The sequence below is a fragment of the Halobacillus locisalis genome (assembly GCF_013694105.1).
Classification (GTDB): Bacteria; Bacillota; Bacilli; order Bacillales; family Halobacillaceae; genus Halobacillus; species Halobacillus locisalis.
In genome coordinates this window covers 457,782-469,592 of the sequence record NZ_JACEFG010000003.1, presented here as the reverse complement: position 1 = coordinate 469,592, position 11,811 = coordinate 457,782, and the positions used below count along the sequence as shown (strand labels likewise).

General features: G+C 40.6%; 17 protein-coding genes and 1 pseudogene. All 18 read right to left on the bottom strand.

What is annotated here, in order from left to right; translation table 11 throughout:
• Positions 1–340: 340 nt before the first annotated feature.
• A complete protein-coding gene (locus H0266_RS15575; RefSeq protein ID WP_181473343.1) occupies positions 341–658 on the bottom strand; it encodes a hypothetical protein in 318 nt (105 codons plus the stop codon).
• A gap of 25 nt (positions 659–683) precedes the next feature.
• Positions 684–1,061: a hypothetical protein gene (locus H0266_RS15570; RefSeq protein WP_181473342.1), complete on the bottom strand. Its 378-nt coding sequence runs from the start codon at positions 1,059–1,061 to the stop codon at positions 684–686.
• 37 nt (positions 1,062–1,098) lie between these two features.
• The gene (locus tag H0266_RS15565; RefSeq protein WP_246364067.1) at positions 1,099–1,620 is read right to left on the bottom strand and encodes a GNAT family N-acetyltransferase; all 522 of its coding nucleotides are present in this window, start codon (positions 1,618–1,620) and stop codon (positions 1,099–1,101) included.
• Positions 1,621–1,627: 7 nt separating this feature from the next.
• On the bottom strand, positions 1,628–1,828 hold the full coding sequence (locus tag H0266_RS15560) for a hypothetical protein (protein ID WP_181473340.1): 201 nt from the start codon (positions 1,826–1,828) through the stop codon (positions 1,628–1,630).
• Between the two features lie 85 nt (positions 1,829–1,913).
• On the bottom strand, positions 1,914–2,546 hold the full coding sequence (locus H0266_RS15555; RefSeq protein ID WP_181473339.1) for a CPBP family intramembrane glutamic endopeptidase: 633 nt from the start codon (positions 2,544–2,546) through the stop codon (positions 1,914–1,916).
• Between the two features lie 75 nt (positions 2,547–2,621).
• Positions 2,622–3,131, bottom strand: coding sequence for a hypothetical protein (locus H0266_RS15550; RefSeq protein ID WP_181473338.1), 510 nt, complete (start codon positions 3,129–3,131; stop codon positions 2,622–2,624).
• A 246-nt stretch (positions 3,132–3,377) separates the two neighbouring features.
• A complete protein-coding gene (locus H0266_RS15545; protein WP_181473337.1) occupies positions 3,378–4,031 on the bottom strand; it encodes a hypothetical protein in 654 nt (217 codons plus the stop codon).
• A gap of 40 nt (positions 4,032–4,071) precedes the next feature.
• Positions 4,072–4,529 (bottom strand): annotated as a pseudogene (locus H0266_RS15540) (GNAT family N-acetyltransferase).
• A gap of 19 nt (positions 4,530–4,548) precedes the next feature.
• Positions 4,549–4,767 (bottom strand): hypothetical protein, encoded by a 219-nt coding sequence (locus H0266_RS15535; protein ID WP_181473336.1) that lies wholly within the window; start codon positions 4,765–4,767, stop codon positions 4,549–4,551.
• 56 nt (positions 4,768–4,823) lie between these two features.
• Entirely contained in the window at positions 4,824–5,855 is a 1,032-nt protein-coding gene (locus H0266_RS15530) for a DUF2332 domain-containing protein (RefSeq protein WP_181473335.1), read from the bottom strand.
• 304 nt (positions 5,856–6,159) lie between these two features.
• Entirely contained in the window at positions 6,160–6,981 is an 822-nt protein-coding gene (locus tag H0266_RS15525; protein WP_246364065.1) for a S66 peptidase family protein, read from the bottom strand.
• A gap of 78 nt (positions 6,982–7,059) precedes the next feature.
• Complete coding sequence (locus tag H0266_RS15520; protein WP_181473334.1) at positions 7,060–7,416, bottom strand: DUF2200 domain-containing protein; 357 nt, start codon at positions 7,414–7,416, stop codon at positions 7,060–7,062.
• Between the two features lie 90 nt (positions 7,417–7,506).
• Positions 7,507–7,989, bottom strand: a complete 483-nt coding sequence (locus H0266_RS15515) for an NUDIX hydrolase (protein WP_181473333.1) — start codon at positions 7,987–7,989, stop codon at positions 7,507–7,509.
• Between the two features lie 22 nt (positions 7,990–8,011).
• Complete coding sequence (locus tag H0266_RS15510; RefSeq protein WP_181473332.1) at positions 8,012–8,647, bottom strand: hypothetical protein; 636 nt, start codon at positions 8,645–8,647, stop codon at positions 8,012–8,014.
• A gap of 64 nt (positions 8,648–8,711) precedes the next feature.
• Entirely contained in the window at positions 8,712–10,040 is a 1,329-nt protein-coding gene (locus H0266_RS15505; RefSeq protein WP_220127292.1) for an MFS transporter, read from the bottom strand.
• 27 nt (positions 10,041–10,067) lie between these two features.
• Positions 10,068–10,553: a GNAT family N-acetyltransferase gene (locus tag H0266_RS15500; RefSeq protein WP_246364062.1), complete on the bottom strand. Its 486-nt coding sequence runs from the start codon at positions 10,551–10,553 to the stop codon at positions 10,068–10,070.
• 244 nt (positions 10,554–10,797) lie between these two features.
• A complete protein-coding gene (locus H0266_RS15495; protein WP_246364133.1) occupies positions 10,798–11,121 on the bottom strand; it encodes a DUF4257 domain-containing protein in 324 nt (107 codons plus the stop codon).
• Between the two features lie 223 nt (positions 11,122–11,344).
• The gene (locus H0266_RS15490) at positions 11,345–11,626 is read right to left on the bottom strand and encodes a hypothetical protein (RefSeq protein WP_181473330.1); all 282 of its coding nucleotides are present in this window, start codon (positions 11,624–11,626) and stop codon (positions 11,345–11,347) included.
• Positions 11,627–11,811 lie beyond the last annotated feature (185 nt).

Sequence of the window (11,811 nt, the reverse complement as noted above, 5' to 3'; positions counted from 1 at the left end):
ATGATTATATACAATATATACATTATACACAATAATAAAATGGAATTTTTTGTTTAAACTTTTAGGTTGAACCTAGATGTCATTACAAAAAAAGGAACTTCCATTTCAAGAAGTCCCTTTTTAACGAAATGATGATAAGTATAGTTTTTGACTATTAGTCGAGCAACCTTAAGCTGCAAATAAAATTTTAGTTTATATGGGTCCCTATACCACTCAACTAATCACAACCGCTATAAATGTTGGGAATCACTCAAAAGTCTTCTATGGTCTCTATGCAAGAAGACACATCATATATGCTAAACTCCCATATAAGAAGTGAAGATATGCCAGACTTAACAAATCACGTCGTTCTTATTATTGGCTCGTTGTATTCATGACTGGCCAAAATCCTCTTCATTACAGCTTCCACATCCCGGGTTACCATCTCAACTAATGTTGTTAACGGAAGGGCTAATTCGTCGTGTGTGTAACGGTAGTGGATATGGACGATATCGATATGGTCCTCAAGCATAGCCATCGTGGAATAGTAAAAAAGAGGTTGATCGTACGTATATCCAGCACCTGAAAACATAAAGCACACCTTGGTAGAATTATTCTGTATATGAGTGTACGAAATCTTCTTGGCACCTATATTTACAGCCTTTTCTTCTACCTTCATCAATCCCACCCCCTTTTTTATATGATTAACTATATTGATAGACCATGAAGATATCCAAACTCACTAGAAGAAAACAAACCAAAACACTAGCATATATGTATATTTTCTTCTCCCTACTCCACCAAAGCACCCAGGGCATGAGGGCAAACAGTAAGACGCCTGCTTGAATATTTTGGATTCTTTGTTGTTGCTGAAATAAGCTAAGCATCCGTTTAGGATCTCCCTCGAAAGGCTCTACACTTTTCACCTTTCCATACCAATGATACTCAATCACTTGACGTTGAGAGGTTTCCTCTATGAATTCTAGTTTCTTGAAACCTGGCACGGGCATGTTCAGCGAGAAAGTGAAGAGCAATCCTCCTATTACAAAAAGGAGGATTTGCGCCACTGTCTTTCTTTTCACAGAACTCCTCCTCATCATGATACTAGTATTGGTTCTCTTACGAAAATTCAGTGAGCAAGCCTATGTATGAAATAAACCTGAACGTTTGTCCGTTCATATCAAACGTCTCCTCGCTGACCTCTTCTTTAATGAATCCATTCTTCTCCAAAACCCTTTGAGAAGCCACATTATGGGTCGTGGTCTTTGCAAAAACTTTCGTGAATCCGTCATTCTTTAAACGCTTCATGAAAAGATGCAAAGCTTCAGCGGCAACCCCTTTCCCAGTGTGTTGCTTTCCAACTCGATACCCGATATGACCTGTAGTTCGAGAAGAATCTATGTCCACGACATTCATTCTCCCTAAGATATTTCCATCACTGTTCCTTATCAGAAAAAAGAATGCTTCTCCTTCAAGTTGTTCATCTAGTAATTGTCGATGCCTGATCATGAATGTATCAAAGTCGTAATAGTCTTCCCCGCGGCTTGGGACCATAGTTTCAGAATAGATTCTATTTTCCTTTTCAAAATCAAATAACGCTTTTTCGTCTTCATACTCCAACTGATTCACCGTAATGCCCATCAATTTCTCACCTGTCCTCAGGACTAATCTTTGTTTCTCTGACTTCTTTAAATATACTTTTTGCACATGCCGCTGAAAGAATGATAAGTGTGATTGATAAAAGGTCTAGTCCATTATTCAGATCTACTACATTTAGGTAAAGTAAAATCATGGCTGCTATTAAAAAAACTATATTCATAGCGATACTGGCTTTTCGTGATTTACTCAAAAAAACTCCTCCTTTTTTCTGTTATTACTTTCACATATATGATTTTAAAAAACAACAAGAGGAGGAATATTGTCTTCTCCAAGACTTAGAGAGATGCCAACGCGTTCCAGAGAATATGCAATAAAATAGCAGCTGCTAAAGAGCGTTTGATATGAAACATCAAGCCAAAGGATAGCCCCATGACGATTCCAAAAACAACATAACCGTCATGAATAAATCCGAACAATAGAGATGTGATTAGTATAGAAAGCCCAGGCCCCATTTTTTGACGAAACCCATGTAGTAGTAGCCCTCTGAAAAGAAACTCTTCATAGACTGGTGCAAAAATAATGACACCTATCAGGTAAAAGATCGGTTCAGAATAGGAACCGTATGTATAGCTTATCAAAAAGGATTCATCAAATAGAAACTCCATGGAAAAGATCAGTTCCCTTGAGAGATACAACACCAGAAGAAGTATGAATAACCATAAGTATGTAGAACGTTCTATTAACGCCTTTACTCCTACTATTTCAATAAAATGCCGTCTTAATGCAGGGAGTGTCAGAACAACAATGGTTAGTCCCGTAAACATAAGAATACTCATGAAATCTTTGTACACAAACCATTCTGAAGTTGCATCCATGACCGTCGCAAGTAAATAAGCCTCTATCACTAGGTAGGCAATAAAGAATAATAGGATTTGTATCCAAAATAAAACCTTTTCTTTCTTAAGCATGTTGCAGTCACCCTATCTATTTACACCCATCAATGGTTTCTTCAAATAATTCTATCTGTTCATTCTTTCAAGCAGCTATTCGCCCAGCTTTTTTTCATAGATTTCATTTCCCATACCATCATAAATAGATAAGCTTGCCCGAACGTCGGCATCTTCTGTTAAAAGATCACCGTAATAAAAAATAGACGCTTTCGGTGTCCGATCACTTCTCAACTCTGAGGAAAATGTCGTCCCGTTCTCTAGTACCATTTCAAGCGAGGCTCCCTCCTCCGCTATTTCTTGATCTTTAATGATCGTGAATAGATAAGGATAGGCAACGTTAAACGCGACTTTGTCTGATCGTTCTTCCCAAGTATGTGCTTTTGTCGCGAGGCTCCCATCTTGTTTTTTCGACACTTCGTAAAGACCACCCTTGAACAAAACTGCTTTACGTTCGGTTTGTTCCTCATTGGACGAAGGATCGACAACAGCTAATGGCTCCCCTTTCTGCTGTTCGATATATGTTTCAATCTGAGAGTCTAGAGAAAGGGTTTCATTTTCTGTAGTAGAAGAAGAATCTGAGCAACCTATTATAAGTACAGCCATCAGCAAAATGACTATGTATTTGATAAGATCTCCCCCCTAAGGTTCCACCACCAAAGCGGTGTTCATTTTGTTTTCTTTCCAATGTTATATCCCGTCAGGATCCCGACAATCGTAAAGATGAGGAGCCTTTCATCAAAGTCATTGAAAATCCACCCATAGACTATCGAGACAACTATAAAAGCAAGTATTGCACTGATTAAAGCCTTCACTTGACCCCTCGATTCTGACACCCTATTCTCTGAACAACTAAGTGGAGAGTGATTCTAATGTTTCGATTGTGTTCGTATTCGTGTCGATGATCCTTGTGCGCAAGTCATTCTTTGAAAGCAAAAGAGCTTCGCCGTTCTTGTCAAAGCAATAGGCTATCGGGATGGAAAAACCACAATTCCGATACGATCCGTCTGCGTGGCTGGCCCCTATGACGACAGCTTCTTGCTGCATGGCAATCTTACTTGCCTCACCAGACCAATCCGAATATTGTTCTTCGCTGAACATGCCTACTCCAATAGGATTGAATATGATGTCGAGTGAAGTTTCATCCCTCAATCCTTCTAACCCTTGGAAGACTTCCATGCAGAGTAAATATCCGTATGTAATACCACCCTCTTCAGCTTTTGATGGATGATTCAACTGCTCACCCTCAAGGGATTTCGATCTATCGAGGATGACTTCTCCGGACTTGTTGATGATGAGGACCCGATCTAAATTTTGATGATCTTTATATCCTGTTACAATGGACACATGATTTTTCTTTGCTAATTCACAAGTCCTTACGATCTGATCTTCGTTCAAATAGCTTTCTGGATAAAGAATCAAGTCAACAGATTTATGACTTTGAACATCCATTTCAAGCTGATTCATCCCTTTTTCACGATTCGGTTGACCGATAAGAATTTTCACTATATATCACTCGCCTTTAACATTTTTTCACTCACGCTTCTTATCCTCTGTGACCGTCCAATCGAGCTTGTATATATCCATAATATGCACAAGTTCCATGTTCAGATAAATCCTTCACTTCAAAACCACATTTACGATAGAAACTGAAATTATCGGAAGAAGTATGAGCAAACCAATCACCATGCGGAAGCTTTTGTACACATAACTGAACCAGCTTCCGGCCGATCCCTCTTCCACGGTAGTCTTTAGAAACGACTAAGTCCATTATATTAGCCGCCATAACTTGATCTGAAATGACCCTTACCATTGCAATCATTCTATCTTGGTCCCACATAGTAAAAGCCCATGTTGAGTTCTCGAACATTATGGTGAATTTCTCTTTTTGCCAATTGGGTGTTTCTCTTATCCACCCTGCTTCTTGGAATAATTCCTCCACATGTTCAGCAGGCACACCTTGTACACCTTCTCTATGATCAGACCGTTAAAGTATTGATACATACATTCCCTCCTAACCTACTTACCTTTTACAAATAAAAATATGGTAGATTCCTAAGCTGACAGCCAGAACGGGAGTCAAATAAAAAATGGCTACAGAACCGAACATGAATCCGATTATGAAAGGAAATAGAAAAGTAGTCACGTATCCGAGTAGTTTATTGAATTTAAATATGAAGATACTGAGCCACAATCCAAGCAAAAACAAAGACAGCATGACTAAAAACACTATGATTTCCATACGATGTCCTCCTCAGCTTTGAATTCTCCTTGCTCCTCAATCAAGATATACCTGCTTCAGCTACTCAAGTTCCAGTCAAACCATCTACCATGACCATCTGTCTCCCCCATCGTTCTATGCTCCACATGCCCGTTCAGTACCGAATCGACATGCAGCTTGCGGTCATCGATGTTATTGTAGACGTGAAAAATGTCTCGCACTTTTCCTAGTTCATTCACTTTTTGCATCAATTCTTGTTTACTAGTTTCCGGCATCTGATTGGCGACATGCGTATGGAACACACAAATCGTTGTATGAGGCGGAATATCTTTTACCACCTCTGTTAATAGAGAAACGCCATCTCCTTCCGTCAGTTGCGGTGGATTTATCCTCAGTTGCTTAACGGCATCTTCGAAATTGGTACGTCTGTCTTTATGCTCTGGCCATATGAGAGCTTTCAACCACAGGTAGTCTTCTACACTGGTCACATCGCTAATATGTAAGTCTAACCCCTGCCGATCATGGACTGGTGGGATCTTAGATAAAAAACGCCTGGGCAATTCACCTTGCCGCACTCCAGATGTCAGATGAACATAAGAGTTTTGATTACCGTAGAGTTCCGATTCTCCATAAGAATAGGCGTATTGGTCCCACAATAATTGCAGCCCAGCACTTGAGCCGATTTCAATGAGAGATAACGGTTTGTTCGTTTGTTGATAAATATAGTTGAATACAGGATATAAGTATGCGCATCGACGGACTTCATTCGTCTGCACAAGTTTCGTCTTCAGCAAAAGTTTTAGTTCCTCGCGATTTTCAAAGCAAAAGTCCTTGAATGCTTCGAATAAGCGGCTGTCCTCTTTAGGTTCATGAACGACGCTCGGGTAGTATTCCTTAAGATGGTGATGGGTACCTTTGAGAAGTAAATAATGTACAGAGCCTAAGAGCAAATTTGGAACGGGCTGCCCAACTCGCGCTGATGAACACAATTCCAACACCTCATCATCTTTTGCAACCTGTGATGCCAACTTTTCATAGAGGTCGCTTGATCCTTCACACTCTTTCCTCGCAAAGTCATGGAACCTCTCTGATAGAGACGTAAGATCCATCCAATCCCTCCGTTTCAAGCTATCGTAAAGCCTTACCAGAAACGATTTTCTGACTCCATAACCTTCGTCACTGGTGTGTTCTCACTTAACACTTCATCGCAATAAAAATCTTATGTCATGATTTCACCCTGTCTACCTAATTCGACAAAAGGGAATCTTTTCCTTCATTGAATCCATACAAAAAAAGCCAGCAATATATGCTGACTTTTCGTTTACAACATCACCTTACACCTGAATCAAGATCCAAACGGGGAGGAGATGTTGTCAGTCTCGCCCTCGCGCCAAGCGGCACTCCATAATTCGGTTAGCAATGACCGATTTGAAAGTTTTCCACAACGGGGTAAGGTACATCAGAAAAGAAGTCGTGCAGTACTTTTTCAATCTTTCTATATTCGTCGGGTTCTGCCTGCATGTTTCCAATCACTACACCTTCGACTTTGTCAAAAACCCCTGCCTGGTTGAGTTGTGTAAGCATAATATCGATTCTAAATGCAGGCTCCAACACCTCTTCGATCAATAAAATGGCGCCATCCGTATTCACTTGATAAGGCGTGCCCACTCCACTGGCTAGCAGTGCGAGGTTCCCGCCTACGAGTTTCCCTTCCCCCTCACCATCCGACACTACGTTGAGTGAGAAATTGGTGGCATCATGAACGACCGGTTCTTTTGTAAATAGAGGATGGAAGGAGGACAACGTTTCCTCCTTCCTGTCCTTATCATTCAAGTTAGCCACCATCGCCCCGTGGAAGGTAACTAGGTCACTATAATTTCGGATTGCATTATGTAGGTAGGTAATATCGCTGTATCCCCAGAAAACCTTAGGATTCTGCTGTATCATGGCGTAATCGACCTTAGGGGCCAGTCTCGCTGACCCAATCCCTCCATTCGCACAAAATATCGCACGTATTGTTGGATCTAAGAAGGCTTCGTGCAAATCAGCAAGCCTCTTCTCATCAGTAGAACCGATATACTCTTCCTCATCAAATACGTGCTGTCCAACTATGACCTCAAGTCCCATGTTCTCGAATACACGTATGCCCTGCATCAACTGCTCTTGATCTGGTGGTCCAGCTGGTGCAATCACCGCTACCTGATCTCCTTTTTGTAAGGCATTTGGTTTGATCATATACTACTCCGCTTCCTTTCATAACACCCTTATAAAAACGCCAACTGTTCGTTTAAATAAAAGCAGGGTTCTTCTTACTTAAGTTTGTTTTCGCAAAATTTTCTCCATCGCTTTTCCTTTCGCCAACTCATCGATCAACTTGTCCATATATCGAATTTCCTGCATCGTAGGTTCTTCGATTTCCTCTACTCTCACTCCGCAAATCACACCTTTGATCATCGTTCGTGAAGAGTTCAATTCCGGAGCTTGCGCAAAGAAATTCTCGAAGTCCGTCTGTTGCTCAATTTGCGCTTCTAACTCTTCCTGGCTATAGCCTGTCAACCAGCGGATGATTTCATCAACTTCTTCTTTTGTGCGGCCCTTTCTCTCTGCCTTGTTAATATAATGGGGATAAACTTTGGAGAAGCTCATCGTATAAATTTTATGTTTCGTCATGATCCTCACTCGCTTTCATATAGGTTGGACTTATTACTTCAATTATACCATTCTCCCTGTTCGTACATAGTTATCCCCTTAACGCTCTTCTCAGGGTTCCTCTCTTTTGTTCACACGCAAGTCTTGCAAAGGCGAACGGTCTACGAAGTGTTTCTTAACCGACTCCAGCACATGATCATTCCCCGGCAGAGACACCGTTTCAACCGCTTCATGAAAAGAAAGCCAGTTATAGTCATAGTGCTCCTCGTTCAACTCCACCGTTTCGCCTTCAGCCACATACCCTACAAACACCGGTGCCACGTAAATGTAGTTGTATTCGGGTGAATAGATTTGGTCAAAAAGATTCGATGTGTAGAGCGAAACATCAGTAATCCCTGTCTCCTCTTCAATTTCTCTGAACGCGGCTTGCCATGCTGCTTCTCCATCTTCTATACTTCCACCTATGTAACACCAAACGTTCCGCAGAATAGTAGAATTACGTCTCAACAGTAAAAATTTATAATCAGCTCCTTCTCTTTTCAATAAGACAGCCGCCACTCCTGTGCATTTGAATGGTACTTCTACGCTTCCCATGTAACACCTCCTTGATCTGTCATTATCTCAACGGATATACCAACTCGATATCCTTTACATTCTTGAGTGACTGATGATACCAATAGTTATGATCAGCACCGTGAATACAAAGGATACGTTTATCAGGATATTTTTCAATGGCACGCTTCACTCTAGCAAGCATAATATGATGTCTCGCGTTCCATACAATGTTTTGAACGTCGGGATTAACTTCATGTAGCCACGCATACATATCGTTCGTGACCGTATCGTAATTCAGAGAGTTCAAAGGAATATTCCCATGATTCCAAGTGGAAAGCTGCCGGTCGTTCCATTGTCGTAATTGGCTTTCTAGCTTCTGTCTCGTTTTTTCATCAAACCGATCGAACGGTTCTTCTTCAAAAACATCCTCTTCGAACCAATTGACGGGAACGAACTCGATGCCCCGCTCCTCACAGAATGGAAAGATCAAATCTGGATATTCATTTTGCGTCTCCCCTAAAATTCCATGTGGTTCGCCTTCATCTACGTAAAGCTTCCAACTATCGGGATGGACTTCACCGCAGATGACATCTGGATTGAATTCCATCATTAATTCTTTTACCAATGATAATGGGTACTGATACTTCTTCTGCATTTCTTCATCATGCGTCATTCCTAAAATTCCTACTACAGCCAATTTGATCGCTCCTTCTAATTCTAGTTCCTTTAGATTGTTACTTACGGTATTTGCACCTAAAACGTTAAGAAGTGCTTTTAAGTTCCGTTTTTTCCTCAAAATACACAGACTTGCTCGGCATAAGAACCAGTTTGATTTGCCAAACACTCAGCACCAACATCAATGTCGAAGCCGCTATGATGCTGTATCGAACCGGTACAATATCACCTGTAAAACCGATCAGCAATATGAATACAATTTGGAGAACACTTTGAAACGTTCCGTATATGCTCGAGATCCTCCCCATCATCTTTACTGGAACGTTGTTTTGATAGAACGTCATAAATCCAGTCCCAGAGAATGCATTGAAAAAACCTAAGACCATAAATCCAAACGCAACAGACCAGAAGGAAAAGGAAAAAGCATAGATGAGATAGCCTATCGCCACCATCAAATACCCACTGGACAGCAAAGCTTTGATCGACAACTTTTTGGCCGCGAAGGACACCGTGGCCGCTCCTAAAATAGAGCCAACACCTGTGAGACTTATGAGCAGGCCGTAATCTGTCTCAGAAAGGTTCAGAACCTGCTGAGTAAAGACGACCTCTTGAGCATCCATTCCAAGTGCCACAATCATAAACAACTGAGCGATGGAGTACACTTTTACAATAAAACCGTTACGCTGACTGAAGTGAAATACGTCTTTCCAATCCTTTCTCAAAACGCCCAAACTAAGTTTACGCTCCGTTATATTAGTCTCCCCATTCACGTTCGGTAAGAAATACACCATAACAGCCGAAACCATAAAGGAGATTGAATTGATCCAAATCGACACATGAACAGAGGTTATAAGGAGCAGGGCTCCGGAAATGGCAGGACCAATCAGAAAAGCACTTGATGTAATCAAGCTCCTGAACGAGTTGAATCGCTTCCGTCCATTCTCTGGAACCACATGCGTGATATAGCTGATGGCGGAAGGCTCAAAGAATGCTTTTGAAATAGAAAGGAAGAAAAGACAGACATAGATCAGCCATATCGAGCTGAAGAAAGGAATGATGGCGACTAAAAGTGCTCGAATCATGTCTGTCGCTATCATGATCTTTCGTAGATTTAAGCGATCGATCATACTCCCAGACCAAAATTTCGTGAGGATGGAAGCAATGGGTCCTATAATCCACAAACCGGCCACGGCTGCAGCTGATCCCGTTAGTTGCAAGACTAGAACGTTAATGGCTACAAGATAAATGAAGTCTCCTAAGGTAGAAATTCCAAGTCCAAATAGTAATAAGTAAGAATTCTTTTTTTGAGAAATGCTTGTTTGATGAATCGTAACACCTCCACTTAAGAACCTTTCTACAAAAATTGGAAATAACCTGTCAGGAATTGTAGCTGTCACAAAACATTCATAACCCAAAAAGAATCCTCCAACTAGAGAATTCTTCTATTTTACTATAAACTCCATCTTCCTACTCTTGGTCGTCATCCCAATAGACTCATAGAATTCGATGGCCGAAGTATTTTTCTCTGATACACCTAGTTCAATACTATCGACTCCTAGACCTTTTCCAAAGTCGAAAGTGTATTGGGGGAGTCGTTTGGCGATTCCCTTCTTTCTATGCTTTTCAGCTACGCACAAATTGTTTATGACGAAGACCTTCCTCGCTTTGACAAACGAATTCTCAGAGATCTCTTCTTCCTTTGTTACAATCACTCCGACTACCTCATCGCCTAAAGTGGCGACAAAAATATGTTGATGATCATCGCTCAGCTGACTTTCAAATAATCCTTGCACAACTGGCGTCGCATTCTCTTTGTATAAATCTGGTCGAACTGAAACGTGGAGTTCATGAACTTGTCTAAATAATGGCAACAACGACTTGTAATCGACCTGTTCGGCTTTTCGGATCGATACATTCATATTTTCCATACACCTCTTTTCATTTTTCATTGTTTCTTATATCTTTTCACTATTATGATGACAGACTCATTAAAAATCTCTACGTTAACTTAAAAGGATGGGTTTGATTTGACAATCTATGTAATGGGATAAGTGGAAGATTCAATCTAAAGAATGTTAGGGGGAGGAGATCCTTTTGAGGTCATAGTAGGTGAAGAATAGGATTCGATTACATATTCATTCTGAAAAAAATAAGGATTGGAGGTGTCAAAATCTATTTAAGTCTCTGATTGATACGATCCAATCCTTCTACTTTCGCCTTTTCTATATTCAATTCCCTTTTCAATAAAACGTTCTCTGCTGTCATCCCCGCTAATATAGAAATTCCGATCGTCGTTCTTAATACCTCAGGCTCAGTGGTCAAGTAGGTTACGGCGAATACTGAAGCTGCCGCCCCAATAAGAAAGTCAGCCAAAAACCCTAAGTAGATTCCCCTGGGACGTGCTCTTTTTTTAGGGAAGATCAGCACTTTACCATTTCTCATTAAATGAGAGACAACGCCTGTTATACCCCCGATGCACCCAGCAACAATCAACATATTCAAAAGAACGTTCCCCCCTAGACCAAAAAAACGGCAACTGGTAAAAACTTAGAAACATAAGCTACTATGCACTAAATCCTCAACCAAGCTGACCGCTTCGTTTAAGTCCGTTATTTTTTTCAGTAGGAGTGTCCACTATAATGAACACCACATATAAAGTATACAATAGAATTTTCAGAAAATAAATACTATTTTTCAAAAAAATATCTAGATTAGCAACTTATGTCAGATTTGATTCGTGGATTTTATTCAACCATTCATGGATCTGATCTTCATAGTAGCGGACTTCCTTCTTTGAAGTAGAATCAAGTAATTCCTTTCTCAACTGGTGATACTCCTCCCATTGCGGCTTCGTAATGGATAGCTCATTGGTAGGTGACTTGTCTAAGTACCGTTGGATTTCAACAAAATAATGGCGGCTCTCCTCTATCGATTGAGCATTCTTAAAGGAATTCATAAGGTCGTCATAGGTTTCTTTTTCATTATCGTTCATCATAATCAACCATCGGAACCTCCTCTGAATAGTTACTGAACAGTCGCGTTACACGGAGAAGAAAAGTCTAGGAAGGGCAAGATTCTCTTCTACAATTACATGATGTTGAACACCGATTTATACTCCATACCCATTATACAAGATTTACTAACGGATATCGTTAGTCCCTCTTCATTTTATCAAACGGAGGGACG

Excerpts from the sequence above, each read along its gene's own strand:
- H0266_RS15530 (WP_181473335.1), bottom strand. The coding sequence starts at position 5,855 with ATGGATCTTACGTCTCTATCAGAGAGGTTCCATGACTTTGCGAGGAAA.
- H0266_RS15565 (WP_246364067.1), bottom strand. The coding sequence starts at position 1,620 with ATGGGCATTACGGTGAATCAGTTGGAGTATGAAGACGAAAAAGCGTTA.
- H0266_RS15525 (WP_246364065.1), bottom strand. The coding sequence starts at position 6,981 with ATGATCAAACCAAATGCCTTACAAAAAGGAGATCAGGTAGCGGTGATT.
- H0266_RS15515 (WP_181473333.1), bottom strand. The coding sequence starts at position 7,989 with ATGGGAAGCGTAGAAGTACCATTCAAATGCACAGGAGTGGCGGCTGTC.
- H0266_RS15500 (WP_246364062.1), bottom strand. The coding sequence starts at position 10,553 with ATGGAAAATATGAATGTATCGATCCGAAAAGCCGAACAGGTCGATTAC.
- H0266_RS15495 (WP_246364133.1), bottom strand. The coding sequence starts at position 11,121 with ATGTTGATTGTTGCTGGGTGCATCGGGGGTATAACAGGCGTTGTCTCT.
- H0266_RS15535 (WP_181473336.1), bottom strand. The coding sequence starts at position 4,767 with ATGGAAATCATAGTGTTTTTAGTCATGCTGTCTTTGTTTTTGCTTGGA.
- H0266_RS15575 (WP_181473343.1), bottom strand. The coding sequence starts at position 658 with ATGAAGGTAGAAGAAAAGGCTGTAAATATAGGTGCCAAGAAGATTTCG.
- H0266_RS15555 (WP_181473339.1), bottom strand. The coding sequence starts at position 2,546 with ATGCTTAAGAAAGAAAAGGTTTTATTTTGGATACAAATCCTATTATTC.
- H0266_RS15520 (WP_181473334.1), bottom strand. The coding sequence starts at position 7,416 with ATGACGAAACATAAAATTTATACGATGAGCTTCTCCAAAGTTTATCCC.
- H0266_RS15550 (WP_181473338.1), bottom strand. The coding sequence starts at position 3,131 with ATGGCTGTACTTATAATAGGTTGCTCAGATTCTTCTTCTACTACAGAA.